At 62.8% G+C, this 17,510-nt stretch carries 19 protein-coding genes and 1 tRNA gene; 16 read left to right on the top strand and 4 right to left on the bottom strand.

Features of this window, described 5'->3' with window-relative positions; translation table 11 throughout:
• Nucleotides 1-72: 72 nt before the first annotated feature.
• Both AmiPiv_RS13825 and AmiPiv_RS13820 read right to left on the bottom strand, forming a co-directional pair.
• A complete protein-coding gene (locus AmiPiv_RS13825; protein WP_340038040.1) occupies nt 73-543 on the bottom strand; it encodes a nucleoside deaminase in 471 nt (156 codons plus the stop codon).
• An 11-nt stretch (nt 544-554) separates the two neighbouring features.
• Entirely contained in the window at nt 555-1,148 is a 594-nt protein-coding gene (locus AmiPiv_RS13820) for an ankyrin repeat domain-containing protein (RefSeq protein WP_340038039.1), read from the bottom strand.
• A gap of 663 nt (nt 1,149-1,811) precedes the next feature.
• Between AmiPiv_RS13820 and rfbA the strand changes: the two genes are divergently transcribed.
• From rfbA to AmiPiv_RS13770, 10 genes are all read left to right on the top strand, one after another.
• Nucleotides 1,812-2,693, top strand: a complete 882-nt coding sequence (gene rfbA, locus AmiPiv_RS13815) for a glucose-1-phosphate thymidylyltransferase RfbA (protein ID WP_340038038.1) — start codon at nt 1,812-1,814, stop codon at nt 2,691-2,693.
• Nucleotides 2,686-3,249, top strand: a complete 564-nt coding sequence (gene rfbC / locus AmiPiv_RS13810) for a dTDP-4-dehydrorhamnose 3,5-epimerase (RefSeq protein ID WP_340038037.1) — start codon at nt 2,686-2,688, stop codon at nt 3,247-3,249. Before rfbA ends, rfbC begins: the two co-directional genes overlap by 8 nt.
• Complete coding sequence (rfbB, locus tag AmiPiv_RS13805; protein WP_340038036.1) at nt 3,246-4,325, top strand: dTDP-glucose 4,6-dehydratase; 1,080 nt, start codon at nt 3,246-3,248, stop codon at nt 4,323-4,325. Before rfbC ends, rfbB begins: the two co-directional genes overlap by 4 nt.
• Before the next feature lie 2 nt (nt 4,326-4,327).
• Nucleotides 4,328-5,230, top strand: a complete 903-nt coding sequence (rfbD, locus tag AmiPiv_RS13800) for a dTDP-4-dehydrorhamnose reductase (protein WP_340038114.1) — start codon at nt 4,328-4,330, stop codon at nt 5,228-5,230.
• Nucleotides 5,231-5,253: 23 nt separating this feature from the next.
• Nucleotides 5,254-6,162: a class I SAM-dependent methyltransferase gene (locus tag AmiPiv_RS13795; protein ID WP_340038035.1), complete on the top strand. Its 909-nt coding sequence runs from the start codon at nt 5,254-5,256 to the stop codon at nt 6,160-6,162.
• Nucleotides 6,163-6,165: 3 nt separating this feature from the next.
• On the top strand, nt 6,166-7,407 hold the full coding sequence (locus AmiPiv_RS13790; RefSeq protein WP_340038034.1) for a glycosyltransferase WbsX family protein: 1,242 nt from the start codon (nt 6,166-6,168) through the stop codon (nt 7,405-7,407).
• Nucleotides 7,400-8,155 carry a TylF/MycF/NovP-related O-methyltransferase gene (locus tag AmiPiv_RS13785; RefSeq protein ID WP_340038033.1) on the top strand — a complete coding sequence of 252 codons (756 nt, stop codon included), beginning with the start codon at nt 7,400-7,402 and terminating at the stop codon, nt 8,153-8,155. Before AmiPiv_RS13790 ends, AmiPiv_RS13785 begins: the two co-directional genes overlap by 8 nt.
• A 288-nt stretch (nt 8,156-8,443) precedes the next feature.
• Nucleotides 8,444-9,280 (top strand): glycosyltransferase family 2 protein, encoded by an 837-nt coding sequence (locus AmiPiv_RS13780; RefSeq protein ID WP_340038032.1) that lies wholly within the window; start codon nt 8,444-8,446, stop codon nt 9,278-9,280.
• A 2-nt stretch (nt 9,281-9,282) separates the two neighbouring features.
• Nucleotides 9,283-10,542, top strand: coding sequence for a glycosyltransferase WbsX family protein (locus AmiPiv_RS13775; protein ID WP_340038031.1), 1,260 nt, complete (start codon nt 9,283-9,285; stop codon nt 10,540-10,542).
• A 139-nt stretch (nt 10,543-10,681) separates the two neighbouring features.
• Entirely contained in the window at nt 10,682-10,921 is a 240-nt protein-coding gene (locus tag AmiPiv_RS13770) for a hypothetical protein (RefSeq protein WP_340038030.1), read from the top strand.
• 129 nt (nt 10,922-11,050) lie between these two features.
• Here the strand turns inward: AmiPiv_RS13770 and AmiPiv_RS13765 are convergent.
• Nucleotides 11,051-11,140 (bottom strand) — tRNA-Ser (locus tag AmiPiv_RS13765).
• Between the two features lie 428 nt (nt 11,141-11,568).
• On the opposite strand from AmiPiv_RS13765, the gene rplU reads away from it, so the two are divergent.
• The 3 genes from rplU (at nt 11,569) to AmiPiv_RS13750 (ending at nt 13,005) form a co-directional block, all read left to right on the top strand.
• Nucleotides 11,569-12,000 (top strand): 50S ribosomal protein L21, encoded by a 432-nt coding sequence (gene rplU / locus AmiPiv_RS13760; protein ID WP_340038029.1) that lies wholly within the window; start codon nt 11,569-11,571, stop codon nt 11,998-12,000.
• 25 nt (nt 12,001-12,025) lie between these two features.
• Nucleotides 12,026-12,295: a 50S ribosomal protein L27 gene (gene rpmA, locus AmiPiv_RS13755; protein ID WP_340038028.1), complete on the top strand. Its 270-nt coding sequence runs from the start codon at nt 12,026-12,028 to the stop codon at nt 12,293-12,295.
• A gap of 119 nt (nt 12,296-12,414) precedes the next feature.
• Nucleotides 12,415-13,005: a GNAT family N-acetyltransferase gene (locus tag AmiPiv_RS13750; protein WP_340038027.1), complete on the top strand. Its 591-nt coding sequence runs from the start codon at nt 12,415-12,417 to the stop codon at nt 13,003-13,005.
• Between the two features lie 12 nt (nt 13,006-13,017).
• On the opposite strand, the gene AmiPiv_RS13745 is transcribed toward AmiPiv_RS13750, so the two are convergent.
• Nucleotides 13,018-13,878, bottom strand: a complete 861-nt coding sequence (locus tag AmiPiv_RS13745; RefSeq protein WP_340038026.1) for an endonuclease/exonuclease/phosphatase family protein — start codon at nt 13,876-13,878, stop codon at nt 13,018-13,020.
• A gap of 120 nt (nt 13,879-13,998) precedes the next feature.
• Here AmiPiv_RS13745 and obgE point away from each other — a divergent pair, with 120 nt between their 5' ends.
• Genes obgE through AmiPiv_RS13730 form a run of 3 tightly spaced genes read left to right on the top strand, consistent with a single transcriptional unit; the run spans nt 13,999 to nt 17,481 of the window.
• Nucleotides 13,999-15,036 (top strand): GTPase ObgE, encoded by a 1,038-nt coding sequence (gene obgE / locus AmiPiv_RS13740; protein ID WP_340038025.1) that lies wholly within the window; start codon nt 13,999-14,001, stop codon nt 15,034-15,036.
• 17 nt (nt 15,037-15,053) lie between these two features.
• Nucleotides 15,054-16,196: a glutamate 5-kinase gene (proB, locus tag AmiPiv_RS13735; protein ID WP_340038113.1), complete on the top strand. Its 1,143-nt coding sequence runs from the start codon at nt 15,054-15,056 to the stop codon at nt 16,194-16,196.
• A 4-nt stretch (nt 16,197-16,200) separates the two neighbouring features.
• A complete protein-coding gene (locus AmiPiv_RS13730; protein ID WP_340038024.1) occupies nt 16,201-17,481 on the top strand; it encodes a glutamate-5-semialdehyde dehydrogenase in 1,281 nt (426 codons plus the stop codon).
• Nucleotides 17,482-17,510: the final 29 nt, after the last annotated feature.

Here is a 17,510-nt window from a genome sequence, read left to right as displayed (position 1 = left end):
TGCGGTGGAGGCTAGCGGCTCACGGGGGCGCATGTGAAGCCTGCCGGGAGGGATATCACGCAGATTGCATGCCTAGGTTCGTGAAGAGGCGGCCTTCCATTCGGCGTAGAGATGCAACCCTTCGTCCGGCCGCACGGGGACATAGGCAATCTTCATCGACTGCTCGGCTTCAGGTCTTGCCAGATCGGCATAGATGGCGGCGGTGGACAGGCCGTATGGTTCGCCGTCGTCGTTCGAGTAGGCATAGGCCACTTCGGTGATGCCGGCCATGCGCATCGCGGCCATGCACATCGGACAGGGATTGCCGCTGGCATAGACCGCGCAGCCGTCGAGCCGCGGCGAGCCCAGCGTCTGGCCTGCCGCCCGCACCGCCGACATCTCGGCGTGGGCGGTCGGGTCGTTGGTCGAAAGCACCTCGTTGACGCCGCTGGCGATGACCTCGCCGTCCTTGACGACAACGGCCCCGAACGGACGGTCGCCCCTGGCTATGTTTGCGCGCGCGAGTTCGACCGCCTCGCAGAGAAAGCGCTCCGTCTTGTTCATTGCAACCCTCCTCAGCGCGCGCCGGCGGCGACCAGCAGCTTCTCGATCTCCGAATAGCCGCGGTCGCGGGCATTCTGAAGCGGCGTGAGGCCGTCGCCGTCGGGAATGTTGACGTCGGCGCCGGCGTCGATCAGCAGCTTGACGATCGCAACGTGGCGCGGGCCGCCGTCGGACAGCACGATCGCTTCCATCAGGGCCGTCCAGTTGAGGTTGTTGATGTGGTCGACGTCGACCCCCGCCTCGATCAGCGTCTGCACGGTCTCGACATGTCCCCGCTCGGAAGCAGGAATGAGCGCCGTGCCGCCGTAGCGGTTAGTGCTCTTGAGGTCCGCGCCGGCGGCCAGCGTCATGCGCAGGATTTCCAGGTGGCCCCGCGCGCCTGCATAGAGATAGGGGCTGTCGTTGATGTTGTCCTTGGCGTTGACGTTGGCCCCGGCCTCGATCAGCACCTTTGCGGCCTCGACCTGGTTGGCGTGGGTGGCGATCAGCAGCGCCGTGCGGCCTGCGTCGTCCTTGGCATCGATCTTGGCGCCCTTGGCCAGAAGTTGCTGAATGGAAGCGGCGTTGCCTTCTTCTGCCGCCTGATACAGTTCGCGCTCGAGCATATCCCCTCCTGCCGATGCCGGTGAAAACCACGTCAGGATGACGATCAATGCATAAAGGAATGTGGATAGTGTCTTAGGCATCTTTGTCCTTCCTGACTCCAGCTGCCGCCGTCGACGCTTGCCACGACGGCGGCTGCACAAACGCCGGCTATGCCGGCCGCGAGGTCGCTCCGCCTGCTGGCGGCCCAGAGCCTGGCAACGACCTTCAAGCCAAATAGGGAGCGGCATAGCCATTTCAAAATTAAATGTCCCAATGAGATATATTGGGGATTTGAATGTCTTTCCGGTGACCCCGGACCACCTCAAGCCTCTTGGTGGTTATCGACGGCGGCAGCTTCAGCGGGTCGCGTGGTGACCTGAGAGCACAGGGTGCCGGGCGAAGGTCTGGGGTCTTCCCGATACCCGATCGATGGAGCCGTCACCGCGAGCGCCTTCGCCCAAAATGGCAGGTCGTCCGCAGGTCAGCATGACACCGCAATCACAACGTGCAATGATCCGGGCGGCGGAGGCCGCAAAGCTGGCTTTCTCGTCATATTACGACGTGAAATCAAATCTGTACGAGCACACGCGAGGATGCATGGCGCCGTTTCAGCGTTTGTCATACAGTCGCGCGAATCTCAGCCGGGCGGGGGTCAGCGGCAACTCGACATACGGAACTCGGTGGTGAAGGGCATAATCCTGGCCGGTGGAAGCGGAACCCGGCTCTATCCGGCAACATTGGCGGTATCGAAGCAGATACTGCCTATCTACGACAAACCCATGATCTACTATCCGCTCGGCGTCCTGATGCTGGCGGGTATCAGGGACATATTGATCATCTCGACGCCACGCGACCTGCCGCAGTTCAAACAACTGCTCGGCGATGGTTCGGCCTTCGGCGTGGCGTTTTCCTATGCCGAACAAGCGGCACCCAACGGCCTTGCCGAAGCCTTCGTCATCGGACGCGACTTCATCGGCGACAGTTCGGTCGCGCTCATCCTGGGCGACAACATCTTCTATGGCGACGGGCTGTCGGAGCGCTGCCGCGAGGCAGTCGCCCGCGAGCGCGGCGCCTCGGTCTTCGCCTACCAGGTCGACGATCCCCAGCGTTACGGCGTGGTTGCATTCGACCGCACCACCCGGCAAGCCCTGTCCATCGAGGAGAAGCCGGACGAGCCACGCTCCAACTGGGCAGTGACGGGCCTCTATTTCTACGACAATTCGGTGGTCGACATCGCTTCGTCGATCAGGCCGTCGGCGCGCGGCGAACTGGAGATCACCGACGTCAACCGCGCCTATCTCGACAGGGGTCAGTTGCACGTCGTCCGCCTGGGCCGCGGCTATGCGTGGCTCGACACGGGCACCCACGACAGCCTGCACGAGGCGTCGTCCTTCGTCCGCACCATCGAGCACCGCCAGGGGATCAAGATCATGTGTCCCGAGGAGATCGGATTCGAGCTCGGCTGGCTGACCGAGGCGGAGGTCATGCAGCGGGCCGCCGTGCTGGGCAAGACGGACTACGCGCGCTACCTCCAGCGTCGGGTGCGGGAGATCGCGCATGGTTGAGGTGCGCAGCCTCGGCCTCGACGGGGTCCTCGAAATAGTGCCGCCCAAGTTCCAGGATGAACGGGGTTTCTTCTCCGAGACCTGGAACGCCGAAAAGCTGGCGAAAGCCGGCGTTGAAATCGAATTCGTGCAGGACAATCATTCGTATTCGGCCCCACGTGGCGTGCTGCGCGGACTGCACTTCCAGACGCCGCCCTTCGCGCAGGACAAGCTGGTGCGCGTGCTGCGCGGATCCGTCTTCGACGTGGCGGTGGACATCCGCAAAGGTTCGCCGAGCTTCGGCCGATGGGTGGGAGTTACACTCTCCGAGAAGAAGTGGAACCAGATCCTTGTGCCGAAGGGGTTTGCCCACGGCTTCGTCACGCTCGAGCCCGACACCGAGGTGATCTACAAGGTATCCGCACCCTATTCGCAGCCGAACGACCGCTCGGTCCGTTTCGATGATCCGGATATTGCGATCGACTGGCCGGTTCCCGCCGCGGAGATGACCGTGTCGGCGAAGGACGGCGCGGCACCCCGCCTCTCCGAAATCGAAACCGGATTCGTCTACCCGTGAAGCAAGAAGTTCAAACGGTTCTCGTCACAGGCGGCGCAGGCTTCATCGGTTCGGCCGTGTGCCGGCACCTGGTTGCCGGCGGCGGCTGCCGGGTCGTCAATCTCGACAAGCTGACCTATGCGGGCAACCTGGCCTCGCTGCGCGACATCGAAGGTCATCCGAACTACGCCTTCCATCGGGCCGACATCTGCGACGCCGATGCGATCAGGCATATCCTCGCGGCCGAGAAGGTCGACAGGATCATGCACCTGGCAGCCGAGAGCCATGTCGACCGGTCGATCGACGGGCCGATGGAGTTCGTGTCCACCAATGTCGTGGGCACGGTCAGCCTGCTGTCGGCGGCGCTCGATCATTGGCGCGGGCTGGATGCCGCGCGGCGAGAGACCTTCCGCTTCCACCATGTCTCGACCGACGAGGTGTTCGGCGACCTGCCGTTCGATTCCGGGGTGTTCAGCGAGGAGTCGCCCTATCGGCCGTCGTCGCCCTATTCGGCGTCGAAGGCGGCCTCCGACCATTTCGTCCGCGCCTGGCACGAGACCTACGGCCTGCCGGTGGTGCTCTCCAATTGCTCCAACAACTACGGTCCCTACCATTTCCCGGAGAAGCTGATCCCTCTGGTCATCGCCAATGCTCTCGACGAACGGCCGCTGCCCGTCTACGGCAAGGGCGCCAATGTGCGCGACTGGCTGTTCGTTGAAGACCATGCACGGGCGCTCGAGGCCGTCATAACCAAGGGCCGGGTCGGCGAAAGCTACAATATCGGCGGGCGTGCGGAACGCACCAATCTGGAGGTGGTGGAGACCATCTGCGCGCTGCTCGATGCGCGCCGGCCTCGGAGCAACGGCAAATCCCATCTCGATCTCATTGCCTTCGTCACCGACCGTCCGGGCCATGACAGGCGCTATGCAATCGATCCCACCAAGTCGGAGCGCGAGCTCGGCTGGCGGCCGCAGGCGACTTTCGAATCCGGTCTCGCCCACACGGTGGACTGGTATCTCGAAAACGGCTGGTGGTGGCGGCCGATCCGCGAGCAGCGTTTCGGCGGGGCGCGTCAGGGACTGGTCGGCGCCCAGTGAAGATGCTCGTCACGGGGACATCCGGCCAACTTGCGCGCGCGCTCGCGGCCCGCGCCGCGACGGCCGGCGTCGAGATCATTTGTGTCGGCCGGCCCGATCTCGATCTCGAAGACCCGGCAAGCTTCGCGCCGGTCCTCCAGGCGGTTGTGCCCGACCTCGTCATCAATGCCGCGGCACACACGGCGGTCGACCAGCAGGAGGACGAGCCCGATCGTGCGTTCAGGATCAATGCCGAGGCGCCCGCCGAATTGGCGCGGCTGGCGCGTTTGCGGCGCATCCCTCTCGTCCAGGTCTCCACCGATTACGTCTATGACGGCAGGTCACCGCGGCCTTATGTCGAGACCGACCCTACCAATCCGCAAACGATCTACGGCCGCAGCAAGCTTGCGGGGGAGGAGGCCGTCCGCGCCGGCAACCCAGATCACATGGTGGTTCGGACGGCATGGGTGGTGAGCCCGTATGGCCACAATTTCGTGAAGACGATGTTGCGTCTCGCACAGACCCGCGACAGGCTGCAGGTGGTGGCCGACCAGTTCGGCAATCCCACGGAGGCGCACGACATCGCCGACGGCCTGCTTGCGGCGGCCTTGGTCCGGCTCCGCGAAGGCGGCTTTCCGCAGGGCCTCTATCATCTCGCGGGGCGAGGGCGCGCGAGCTGGTGCGAATTGGCACGGCACGTGATGGCGACAAGCAAGGCTATTGGCGGCCCCTGGGCCGAGGTCGAGCCGATCGGCAGTGACGAATGGCCAGCGAAGGCGCCGCGGCCGGCAAATTCGGAGCTCAATTCGGACGCCTTCAATCGCGACTTCGGCTATCGGGCGGGCGAGTGGCGGGAGAGGGTCGAAGGAGTGGTGAGGGGGATCGATTCTTGGCGTCAATCGCGTGCGGCTGGCCGCATCGGTTGAATTGAAGGGTTACAACGAGGGTAATGAAGATGGTCAGGCGGGACCAAGAGAACACACACAAGTATGAATACGACATCGACTTAGATAGCGACGTCGCGCCGGCGCGCGTGCTGCGCATGGTGGGACGGGGCAAGAGGGTTCTGGAAATTGGTGCCGGACCGGGTTCCATTACGCGGCATCTTTCCGGAACGCTTGGATGCGATGTCGTGGCGCTCGAAATCGATCCGGAAGCACTTGAGAAACTCAAGCCCTTTGCGCGGAGCGTGTACAAGTTGGATCTGAACGACGCCGCATGGCATCAACAGATCGAGCAACTGGAAGGGAAGTTCGACGTCGTCATCGCTGCGGACGTCCTTGAGCATGTCTATGACCCCTGGAGCGTACTCGGCGGGATGAAGGCTTTGCTCAGCGATGAGGGATCGGTGGTTCTCTCAATTCCTCATGTCGGACACTCTGCGGTGGCTGCCTGCCTGCTCGATGAGGATTTCCAGTATGGGCCTTGGGGGCTTCTGGACAAGACGCACATCCGCTTCTTCGGTATCAAGAACGTTCAGAACCTAATTCGATCTCAGGAACTCGTGATTGAACAGGCTGAATTTGTTGTTCGTTCTCCTGAGATGACAGAGTTTGTGCATCGTTGGACTCGGCTTCCGGAGGAGGTCAAGCAGGCGCTGGAGCGCAATCGCTTCTCCCATGTCTATCAAGTCGTGACCAGATCGGTTCCGCGAGAGCGTGCAGTCAACAATATCGACCTTATGCGTCTCGATGTTTCGCCGCCTGACAAGAAAGTGGAGTTGTATTGGCGATCAGTCATGTCTTCGATTCCGATAGAAGATACCAGAGATACAAGATCGACGATAAGGGATGGCGCTGCCTCCAGTGATCTGGTGCCCGGATATATCGGTAGATTGGCTCGTAGGGTGTTTGGATAAACGTTGGGATTTGATCAAGTGTCGGGCAAAGGTAACCGCAATGGGGTTAAGCTGATTGCTTTCTACTTAACCCAGTTTCATCCAATACCAGAGAATGACCTGTGGTGGGGCAAGGGCTTTACTGAGTGGACAAACGTAACCAAGGTAGGTCCGCAGTTTGCCGGGCACTATCAACCACATTTGCCGTCCGATATGGGGTTCTACGACCTGCGTGTGCGCGAAACCAGGCGAGATCAAATCGAACTCGCCAAGTCATATGGCATCGATGGCTTCTGCTATTATTACTATTGGTTTTCAGGCAAGCGCTTGCTGGAAAAGCCACTCGAAGACATGCTCTTGGATCCAGAAAGTAACATGCCATTCTGCTTGTGCTGGGCCAACGAGAATTGGACCCGTCGCTGGGATGCCGCCGAACAAGAAATCCTGATCGCGCAGGAGTATCGGCCAACCGACGACGTGGAGTTCATCAAGAGCTTGATGCCGTATTTTGAAGACCCACGGTACATCCGTGTCGACGGAGCCCCGCTGTTAATCGTCTATCGGCCGCAGCATTTGCCTGACTCGAAACGGTCCGTCGAGATTTGGCGACAGTACTGCGCCGCTCACGGGATTCCTCGCCTGCACGTTGCCTGTGCGCTCACTCACGGTAACTGGGATCATACGGCATATGGTTTCGACAGTGGAGTCGAGTTCCCCCCACACAATATGAGGGCGCCCAATCGGGCGAACGAACTGTCGTTCTTTGCTCCGTTCGAGGGTTACTGCCCTGACTACAGCGAGATCGCGGAGATGTATCTTGCCAGGGAATACAGCGATGCGAACAGTGGATTTCGGGGGGTCTTCCCATCCTGGGACAATACGGCGCGCCGTGGTGTCCGTGGTACGGTAATATTGAACGGAACACCGGAGAATTATGAATTCTGGCTGTCCGAGGCGATCCGCAAGACCGTGGAGAACTATCCCAACAGAGAGCGACTCCTCTTTGTCAATGCGTGGAACGAATGGGCGGAAGGCTGCCATCTGGAGCCGGATAGAAGATACGGCCACCGCTTCTTGGAAGCGACATTGCGGGCGAAACAAGGGTCTTCCGTGACTGACTGGACACATCGCGGCATTCCGCCGGAGTCAGTAATCAACGGAGCCACTATACAATACTTCAGGCCAAAGCGCAAAAATCCAGTTAGTCGTGCGATAAAACATATAAAGAACAGGTTGAAGTCGACAAAAAGACAAGCAAATGAGTAACTATATCCAGGTAATCCGCGACCGTTACCTGAAGGTCGTGGCGGCGACCCTTGATGGCTCGATTTACGAGGACCCTCCGTTGCCTTCAAGCGGTGCGACTGTCTATGACGCGAATCTCAGGACGCACGGTTGGGACTGGCCTTCACGGGCGTTTACGATGGTCGGATCGAAACGCCTCGAGAACGTCAGAAAGCTCATGGAATCAGTGATCGGAGAACGGGTGCCCGGGGATTTTGTAGAGACCGGGGTATGGCGGGGCGGGGCCAGCATTATGGCTCGTGCGGTTTTGGAGGCATATTGCGTCAAGGACCGTCGCGTATATGCCTGCGATTCATTTGAGGGGCTTCCACCGCCTGATCCAGAAAAGTACCCAGCTGATAGCGGCTCAACGTTCCATGCTTATCCTGAATTGTCAGTCTCAATAGAGGCTGTGAAGACCAATTTTGCAAAATTTGATCTGCTTGATGAGCAGGTTGTCTTTGTCAAAGGCTGGTTTCGAGACACGATGCCAACTCTGCCCTGCAAGCAAGTTGCAGTGCTGAGGCTCGATGGCGACATGTACGAATCCACTATGGATCCATTGATTCATCTCTATGACCGAATTCCCAAAGGCGGCTGGGTCATTGTTGATGACTACAATGTAGTCCCGGCAGCCAAGAAGGCTGTTAATGACTTTCTTGAAGGGAGGGGGATTGCTGTAAATATGACGGAGATTGACGGCGTAGGCGTTTTCTTCAGAGTTCCGTGATGGCTGAGCCCGGGAAGTATTGGATGCGGCCTGATCCTACATCGATTCCTGATCACCAAATTGAGTGTCAGTTCGAGTACGCAGGTCGACCATTACATAGACGATTACGCCGGGCGGGTCCGCAGCTCACGCTGATCGAGAAAGCCAACAGCAACGGGTGTTTGGCAATGCGGCAGGAGCGCGCAAGTTTGGCTCGACATAATCTGGCTGACAGCCGAGGGTTCGAGGCAATGGGCTTGGATAGAGGACTCAAAGCGCCTCCTTTTCGCAAAGGAGATCTACGCCGCCATGAAAGTTGACCTCGACATCATCGTCGTCACGCACGACAGCGGGGCGGTGCTGCAGGTGTTTCTGGACAGCGTTCCTGACGTCGTCAGCGTCATCGTCGCTGACAATGCGAGCACGGACGACACCGTGGAGGTTGCGCGAGCTGCGGGGGCGAAGGTCGTCGAGATCGGTGAGAATGTCGGCTATGGCTGTGCCTGCAACATCGGGGCGGCCGCCAGCGACGCCACCTTCCTCATGTTCGCCAATCCCGACATGCGTTTCGAGCCAGGCGCGATCGAGGCTTTTGTCGCAGCCGCGGCGGCATTTCCCAACGCTGCCTTCAATCCGCGCATCTATTCGGGCTCACGGCGGAGGTTCCGGAAATGGTCGCGACTGCTGCCGGCATCACAATGCTGGCGCGGCTCTCCGCCGGATGGCGACTGCACAATTCCGGTGTTGCACGGTTCGTGCATCTTCATGCGCCGCGACCATTTCGAGATGGTGGGCGGATTCGACCCGAGGATCTTCCTGTTCCACGAAGATGACGATCTCAGCCTGAGACTGCGGGAGGCAGGTGTCGAACTGCGCCTCGCCGCTGGCGCCATGGTCGACCACGCCGAGGGCAATTCGAGCCTGCGGTCGTCTCGTTCGGGCCGGATCAAGGGCGAGGCCATGGGGCGATCCCTGGTCTATGTCATGAACAAGCATCATCTGCGGCTCGATGTGCCGGCCGAGCGCCACAAGGCATGGCTGAAGCTTCTGTCCCCGCATGTGCTGCTCAACGGCGCGCGCCGCGAGAAACTGCTCGGCTTCCTGCACGGACTGGGCGGCGGCCCGATGGACCAGATCGGGAAATAGCCATGAAGCCGCAGTCCGGCGCACCCTGGCGCGAGCAACATTCGCTGTCCCGCTGGTTGTGGGCGGCGTTGCGCCGCATTGCGCGCCCGGGCGGCTGGCAGTCGGCACGCGCGGCAACGCGCGGCCTGCATGATTGGCACGTCGACAACGCGCTGGGCAGGTATCCGGCGAAGGATTTCGTGCCGATAGCCTCGGTGCCGCCGCCGCTCACCGATGTTCGGCTGATCGCCTACTACCTGCCGCAGTTCCACCCGATCCTGGAGAATGACGAATGGTGGGGCAAAGGCTTCACCGAATGGCGCAACGTCGCCCGCGCCTTTCCCGTCTACAAGGGGCATTACCAGCCTCGGCTTCCCGGTGAACTGGGCTACTATGACCTGCGCTTGCCGGAGGTGATGCGCCGGCAGGTGGAACTCGCCAAGCTCTACGGCATTTCGGCCTTCTGCTTCCATTTCTACTGGTTCGGTGGAAAGCGGCTGCTCGAAAGGCCGCTGGATCATTTCCTCCAGTCTGCCGAACTCGACCTGCCGTTTTGCCTGTGCTGGGCCAATGAAAGCTGGTCGCGCAGGTGGACGGGACGCGAGCAGGACGTGCTCATGGCTCAGCGGCATTCGCCGGAAGACGACATCGCCGTCATCCGCGACCTGGACAAATATTTCCGAGACCCCCGCTATCTCAGGATCGACGGCAAGCCGGTCCTGACGATCTACCGCGCCGGGCTGTTCCCGGATCTTGGGGGCACCGTGGCGCGATGGCGTGCCGAAATGGAGCGGATGGGCTACTCCGGAATCTATCTGGTTGCGACCAACGCGTTCGATTTCTCCGGTCACGCGGGTCACGGCTTGGATGCCTTGTCGGAATTTCCGCCGCATGGCGTCAGCACGCCCAGCATAGAGGGGCAGCTTGCCGTTTCGCCTGCCCGGACAGGCGGCCGCATCCGCAGCTACGGCGACGTGGTGGCGGCGGAGACTGCCAAGGGGACGCCGACTGGGGTGATCCATCCGGGCGTCATGCCTGCCTGGGACAACAGCGCGCGGCGCCCGACCTCGGCCCAGATCTATGACGGGTCGACCCCAGACCTATTCGAGGGCTGGCTCGCCCATGCCATGCGTCGCGCAGCTGCGAACCCCGCCGGTGAAAGGCTGGTTTTCGTCAATGCCTGGAACGAATGGGGCGAGGGAGCCTATCTGGAGCCTGACCTGCGATACGGCTACGCCTATCTCGAGGCCTGCGCATCCGCCATCAGGGACTACGCCAAGTAGTTAGGCGTTGTCCGGGGCCCGCGTCCCTGGCAGACGGTGGGCCACGAGGCGCGATTGTAGCCGCGCGAGCGCCCGTGTATCATCGCCACCGCCGGTTGTCGAACGCCGCATGCCGCGGCCCGGCTTGGAGGAAACGGCCATGTTACGTGCAATTACGCTTGCATTTGCCTTGTCAATTTTCCCCGCTACCGCCTTTGCCAGTTCCTGTCCGACCATCATGGCCGCAATCGACGCAGCGCTGCCGTCGGCAAAGCTTTCCGAGGCCGACATGACGAAGGTCAAGGAGTTGCGCGCCCAGGGCGAATCCCTGCACCAGTCCGGCGATCACGCCGGGTCGGAAGCCGCCCTCAACGAAGCCAAGAAGCTGCTGGGCATCTAAGCATCCCTAAGCTTGATCCAGCAACCGCCATGTGGTTCGGCCGGGCGAGGCTCGGTCGAGCCCCAGATTGCCGCCGGCGCGGACAGGCGCGACCCGTTGCGGGTCAGGGTGCGTGGATTTCTAGGGGAATGGCGGAGAAGGAGGGATTCGAACCCCCGATACCCTTGCGAGTATGCCGCATTTCGAGTGCGGTGCTTTCAACCACTCAGCCACTTCTCCGCAGCGTGGTCGGCCTTGCCGGCGCGGCGCACTAGATAACGGCTGATCGCCGATCGCACAAGGCCAAATCTGCGTTTCGTCGCGGCATCTTTTGCCGCCCCGAAGAGTCATGCAGCGGAGGCCGTTTTGTTGCCTCCACCTAGTTGGCGCCTCGCTGTGAGGCGACCACGCTCGATCGTCATCAGCGCATCCGCATGCGGATGGCACCGAACATGCTGGAGGCGCCACAGCCGGGGTGGCCTGGCAAGCGAATGCGGTTTTGCCGCCGCTTGCCTTGACTTCGCGACAACCATCGGTTACGGGACGCCTGCATTCGGCGTGGAGGGTTCTCTGCGCCGCTTGTTTTTTGAACCCGCAACGACTGACAAAAAGACGGCCCGGACCACCCAGTGATCCAACAAGGCCGACCGAACAGCGAAAGGCATAAAATGTTCGCAGTCATCAAAACGGGCGGCAAGCAGTACCGCGTCGCCGCCAATGATGTGATCAAGATCGAGAAGGTCGCCGGTGTCGCCGGCGAGACCGTGGAATTCGTCGAAGTGCTCGCCGTCGGCGAGGGCGACAAGGCCGAGATCGGCGCGCCCTTCGTGGCCGGCGCCGTGGTCACGGCGGAAGTGGTCGAACAGGGCCGCGCTCCGACCGTCATCGCCTTCAAGAAGCGTCGTCGCCAGAACTCGCGCCGTGCGCGCGGCAACCGCCAGCATTACACCGCGGTCCGGATCGCGGAGATCCTGACGGGCGGTGCCAAGCCTTCGAAGAAGGCGGCGGTGAAGGCCGAAGCCGCGGCTGAAGAGGCCGCCGAGAAGCCCGCGAAGAAGGCAGCGCCGAAAAAGGCTGCAGCCGTCGCGGAATCAGAGTAATCAGAGCGACTGAAGGAGAACATCCATGGCACATAAAAAAGCTGGCGGTTCGTCGCGCAACGGTCGCGATTCAGAGTCGAAGCGCCTTGGCGTCAAGAAGTTCGGCAGCGAATCCGTGATTCCGGGCAACATCATCGTCCGTCAACGCGGCACCACCTGGCATCCCGGCGTCAACGTCGGCATGGGCAAGGATCATACGCTTTTTGCGCTCGAAGCCGGCGCCGTGACCTTCAAGAAAAAAGCCAATGGCCGAACCTACGTATCGGTGAATCCGATTCTCAAGGCCGCGGAGTAGCCGGTTCCGCACTACAACACCGGCGCCCCATCTCGGGAACCGGTGTCTGGCCAAGCCAGGAAAAGGATCAGGGGAGATGGGTCGCCATCTCCCCTTTTTCTTTTGCCTGGAGGACTGAAATGGTTGCCGAGAAGGAAGATTTCGAAGACGAAAGGCTGTCGATAGACTGCCCCATATTGCTGACGGAGCGGCTCGTCCTGCGCCCGCCGCACGAGGACGACATCCCCGAACTGGTGCAGCTCGCCGACAACCGCCACGTCGCTGAAATGCTGTCGCGCATGCCGCACCCCTATGGCGAGGCCGAGGCGCGTGCGTTCCTGTCGATGGCGCGGGCCAAGCGTGGTGGCGGCGGCGTCTATGCAATCACCCTTGCCGACAGCGGCGCCTTCGTCGGCTCGGCCGGCCTCAACGCCACCGACCGCGGCCTCGAACTCGGCTACTGGATCGGCGAGCCCTACTGGAAGCGCGGCTATGCCACCGAGGCTGCGCATGCGCTGGTCGATCTCGCTTTCCGGGCGACCGACGCCAATGTGCTCAACGTCTCGTGCCGGGTCATCAATCCGGCTTCGCGGCGGGTCATCCACAAGTGCGGATTCCAGTATGCCGGCCAGGGCATGCTGAATTCGATCGTCGCCGGCCAGGTGCCGGTCGAGCGCTATCGCCTCGACCGCAAGACCTGGGCGAGCCTCAGGTCGTGGGCGCGCTTCTAAGGTGACGTTCGTTCAGGCGAGCTCGACCCATACGGGCTGGTGGTCGGAGCCGTCCGCATCGGTGTCGATGCGGACGGATTTGACCTTCGCCGCAAGGTCGGCCTGGACGAAGACATAGTCGATGAGGCGGGTCTTTTCCGAATGGTTCGTGTCGCTCCAGGAGACCGATCCGTCCGGAACGCCGCCCGCCAGCGCAAAGGCGTCGACAGGGTGATGGGCGACGATCTGGGCACCTTCCACCGGGTCGGGAATGCCGGTCATGACGAGGTGCTCGGGCGAGCCCGGCACCATGTTGAAGTCGCCCATGAGCACGAATTCCTCGGGGCAGGGGAGCTCGGGGAAGCCGTATTCGGCGGCACCGGTGATGGCGCCGCCTTCCATCGCAAAGGCGTAGACCCGCTCCTTGAGGTGGCGGATCTGCAGAAGCCGCTCCTCCTGACTGACGTGGTCGACATGTACCGAATAGACGCGCAACGGACCGGAGGGGGCCATGATGAGCGCCTCGAGTGCCGAGCGCTGCAGGTTGCCGCGGCTGATCCGCCGGCTGCGCGGCAGAAGCAGGTTGCGCGACGCCACGATCGGCCAGCGCGACAGCACCATGTTGCCGAACTGCAGGCGCTTGTTGGCCGGCTTGCCGTCGTCGCCGACCATGCCGAAGTCGATGTCCATGGCGACGCCGTAGACGTGGAAATAGTCGGGCAGGAGCTTCGCCAGCCCGTCGACCATGTCGGCCATGTTGTTGCGCATGAAGTTGCGGGTCACCTCCTGCAGCGCCACGATGTCGGCGCCTTCGACGGCGCGGGCGATGCGTTCGAGGTCGTAGCGCCCGTCGCGGCCGACGCCATATTGGGTGTTGTAGGTGACCAGCTTCATCGACTTCCCCTCATTGCGCGGCAAAGCGTCCACGCCCAATCCGCTCTCGCCCTTCGCCGCGCCTTGCGCTATGGCAGGTGCGCTGAAACAACCAGATAACAGCAGAAGACGAACAGTCCGATGAAATTTCTCGATCAGGCCAAGGTTTACATCCGCTCCGGCAACGGGGGTGCGGGCGCGGTGTCGTTCCGGCGCGAAAAATTCATCGAGTTCGGCGGCCCCGACGGCGGTGACGGTGGCCGCGGCGGCGACGTCTGGCTGGAGGTGGTCGACGGGCTGAACACGCTGATCGACTATCGCTACCAGCAGCATTTCAAGGCGCAGACCGGCATCCATGGCATGGGCCGCAACATGACCGGCGCCAAGGGCGCCGACATCGTACTCAAGGTGCCCGTCGGCACGCAGGTCTATGAGGAAGACAACGAGACTCTGATCTGCGACCTGACCCAGGTCGGCCAGCGTTTCCTGCTCGCCAAGGGCGGCAATGGCGGCTTCGGCAACCAGCATTTCAAGACGTCGACCAACCAGGCGCCGCGCCGCGCCAACCCCGGCCTTGAAGGCCAGGAGATGTGGATCTGGCTCAGGCTCAAGCTGATTGCCGACGCCGGCCTGGTCGGCCTGCCCAATGCCGGCAAGTCGACCTTCCTCGCCTCGGTCACGGCGGCCAAGCCGAAGATCGCCGACTATCCGTTCACCACGCTGCATCCAGGCCTCGGCGTCGCCCGCATCGACGCGCGCGAATTCGTCATCGCCGACATTCCCGGCCTGATCGAGGGCGCCCATGAGGGCGTCGGCATCGGCGACCGCTTCCTCGGCCATGTCGAGCGCACCCGCGTGCTCTTGCATCTGGTTTCGGCGCAGGAAGAGAACCCGGGCAAGGCCTACAAGGTCGTGCGCGGCGAGCTCGAAGCCTATGGCCACGGCCTGGCCGAGAAGACCGAGATCGTGGCGCTCGCCCAGATCGACACGCTCGATCCCGATACGCGCAAGAAGAAGGTCGCCTCGCTGAAGCGCGCCGCCGGGCGCGCCCCGATCCTGCTTTCGGCCGTCACCCGCGAGGGCGTCGAAGAGACGCTGCGCGCGCTGATGAGCATCGTCGAGGAAGCGCGCCAGGCAAGCGGCGACGTAGCGCCAGCCGACGCACGCTGGACGAAGTAGGCCCGACCGACATGACGATCCCTTCGCTCAGGTCCTACAAGCGCATCACCGTCAAGATTGGCTCAGCGCTGCTGGTCGACCGTTCGACCGGCCTCAAGCGGGAATGGTTGGCCTCGATGGCCGACGACATCGCGACGCTCTCCGAGGCCGGCGCGGACGTGCTGGTGGTCTCCTCCGGCGCCATCGCGCTCGGCCGCACCATCCTCGGCCTAGGCAAGCGGGCGCTGAAGCTCGAGGAGAGCCAGGCGGCGGCCGCCGTCGGCCAGATCGAGCTTGCCGGCGCCTGGTCGGATGCGCTCGGCCGCAAGGGGCTGAAGTCGGGCCAGATCTTGGTGACGCTCGGCGACACCGAGGAGCGCCGCCGCTACCTCAATGCGCGGGCAACCATCTCGACGCTGCTCAAGATGAAGGCCGTGCCCGTCATCAACGAGAACGATACGGTCGCCACCACCGAAATCCGCTATGGCGACAACGATCGTCTGGCCGCCCGCATGGCGACCATGATGGGTGCCGACCTTCTGGTGCTGCTCTCCGATATCGACGGGCTCTACACCGCACCGCCCGCACATGACCCGAACGCGAAGTTCATCCCGGTCGTCGACCGCATCACGCCCGACATCGAGGCGATGGCGGGCGCGGCCGCTTCCGAGCTGTCGCGTGGCGGCATGCGCACCAAGCTCGATGCTGGCAAGATCGCGACCGCGTCAGGCACTGCGATGATCATCACGGCGGGCACCAGGATGTCGCCGCTGATGGCGATCGAGCGTGGCGAGCGCGCCACCTATTTCCGCCCGAGCGGCAACCCGGTGAAGGGCTACAAGACCTGGATCGCCGGCCAGCTCGAGCCGGCCGGACGCTTGACCGTCGATGCCGGTGCGGTGGGCGCGCTGCTCTCGGGCAAGTCGCTGCTGCCCGCCGGCGTGAAGCTGGTCAGCGGCAATTTCTCGCGCGGCGACACGGTGGCGATCCTGTCGCCCGAGGGGCGCGAGATCGCGCGCGGGCTGGTTGCCTATGACGCTGCGGATGCCGTAAGGATCGCAGGGCTGAAGTCGACGGAGATCGAGACCGTGCTTGGCTACGAGGCGCGCTCGGCGATGATCCATCGCGACGACCTGGTGGTGAGCCACGCGGACGCGGTGCCGGCGCAGGCGGAAGGGTGAGGACATGCTGAAGGCGCGCGAGAGCCAGGACACGGCACGGCTGATGGCCGAGATCGGCCGCAGGGCCCGGGCTGCCGCGCGCCCACTCGCGACCGCCAGCGCCGAGCGCAAGCACGCCGCGCTCATCGGCATGGCCGACGCGATCCTGCGCCGAGAGCACGAGATCCTCGACGCCAACGCCATCGACGTAAAGAACGGCGAGGAGGCTGGCATCAGCGGCTCGTTCATGGACCGGCTGAAGCTCACGCCCGGCCGCATCGGCGACATGGCCGACGGCATTCGGGCGATTGCCGACCTCAGGGACCCCGTCGGCGAGATCATCGCCGAATGGGATCGTCCCAACGGCCTGCATATCGAGCGCGTACGCACGCCGCTCGGCGTCATCGGGGTGATCTACGAAAGCCGTCCCAATGTGACGGCGGATGCCGGCGCGCTGTGCCTCAAGGCCGGCAATGCGGTGATCCTGCGTGGCGGTTCGGACTCGCTCAACTCGTCGGTGGCGATCCATTCCTGCCTGGTCGAAGGCTTGAAGTCGGCCAACCTGCCCGAGGATGCGATCCAGCTGGTTCCGGTGGCCGACCGCGCCGCCGTCGGCGAAATGCTCAAGGGCCTGTCGGGTAACATCGACGTGATCGTGCCGCGCGGCGGCAAGAGCCTGGTCGAGCGCGTGCAGACCGAGGCGCGCGTGCCTGTGTTCGCCCATCTCGAGGGCATCTGCCATCTCTACGTCGACAGGTCGGCCAAGCTCGACATGGCTGTGGCCATCGCCGTCAATGCCAAGATGCGCCGCACCGGCATCTGCGGTGCGGCCGAGACGCTGCTGATCGACCGGGCCGTGGCTTCGACACATCTGGTGCCGGTGCTGGAAGCGCTGCGCAAGGCGGGCTGCGAGATCCATGCCGACGCACACGTGCTGGCGGCCTTTGCCGACGCTAAGCCCGCGACCGACGCCGACTGGTCGACCGAATATCTCGACGCCATCATCTCGGCCAAGCTGGTCGACGGCATCTCGGGCGCCATCGAGCACATTGAGACGTTCTCGTCGCACCACACCGAGGCGATCGTCGCCGAGGACGCCAAGGCGGTGGAGCGTTTCTTCAACGAGATCGACTCGGCGATTCTGCTGCACAACGCCTCGACCCAGTTCGCCGATGGCGGCGAGTTCGGCATGGGGGCGGAAATCGGCATCGCCACCGGCAAGATGCATGCCCGCGGGCCGGTCGGCGTCGAGCAACTGACCTCGTTCAAGTACCGCGTGCGCGGCAACGGCCAGCTCCGGCCGTGATGGGACACATCGGGTCGGTGTGACGGCTC

The organism is Aminobacter sp. Piv2-1, from assembly GCF_037625995.1.
In the GTDB taxonomy this organism is placed as follows: Bacteria; Pseudomonadota; Alphaproteobacteria; order Rhizobiales; family Rhizobiaceae; genus Aminobacter.
This window is presented reverse-complemented; position numbering and strand designations above follow the sequence as displayed.

Bases quoted from the DNA above. Each gene is read 5' to 3' on its own strand.
- AmiPiv_RS13825 (WP_340038040.1), bottom strand. From the start codon at position 543: ATGAACAAGACGGAGCGCTTTCTCTGCGAGGCGGTCGAACTCGCGCGC.
- AmiPiv_RS13820 (WP_340038039.1), bottom strand. From the start codon at position 1,148: ATGCTCGAGCGCGAACTGTATCAGGCGGCAGAAGAAGGCAACGCCGCT.
- rfbC (WP_340038037.1), top strand. From the start codon at position 2,686: ATGGTTGAGGTGCGCAGCCTCGGCCTCGACGGGGTCCTCGAAATAGTG.
- rfbD (WP_340038114.1), top strand. From the start codon at position 4,328: ATGCTCGTCACGGGGACATCCGGCCAACTTGCGCGCGCGCTCGCGGCC.
- AmiPiv_RS13795 (WP_340038035.1), top strand. From the start codon at position 5,254: ATGAAGATGGTCAGGCGGGACCAAGAGAACACACACAAGTATGAATAC.
- AmiPiv_RS13785 (WP_340038033.1), top strand. From the start codon at position 7,400: ATGAGTAACTATATCCAGGTAATCCGCGACCGTTACCTGAAGGTCGTG.
- AmiPiv_RS13780 (WP_340038032.1), top strand. From the start codon at position 8,444: ATGAAAGTTGACCTCGACATCATCGTCGTCACGCACGACAGCGGGGCG.
- AmiPiv_RS13775 (WP_340038031.1), top strand. From the start codon at position 9,283: ATGAAGCCGCAGTCCGGCGCACCCTGGCGCGAGCAACATTCGCTGTCC.
- AmiPiv_RS13770 (WP_340038030.1), top strand. From the start codon at position 10,682: ATGTTACGTGCAATTACGCTTGCATTTGCCTTGTCAATTTTCCCCGCT.
- rplU (WP_340038029.1), top strand. From the start codon at position 11,569: ATGTTCGCAGTCATCAAAACGGGCGGCAAGCAGTACCGCGTCGCCGCC.
- rpmA (WP_340038028.1), top strand. From the start codon at position 12,026: ATGGCACATAAAAAAGCTGGCGGTTCGTCGCGCAACGGTCGCGATTCA.
- AmiPiv_RS13750 (WP_340038027.1), top strand. From the start codon at position 12,415: ATGGTTGCCGAGAAGGAAGATTTCGAAGACGAAAGGCTGTCGATAGAC.
- AmiPiv_RS13745 (WP_340038026.1), bottom strand. From the start codon at position 13,878: ATGAAGCTGGTCACCTACAACACCCAATATGGCGTCGGCCGCGACGGG.
- obgE (WP_340038025.1), top strand. From the start codon at position 13,999: ATGAAATTTCTCGATCAGGCCAAGGTTTACATCCGCTCCGGCAACGGG.
- AmiPiv_RS13730 (WP_340038024.1), top strand. From the start codon at position 16,201: ATGCTGAAGGCGCGCGAGAGCCAGGACACGGCACGGCTGATGGCCGAG.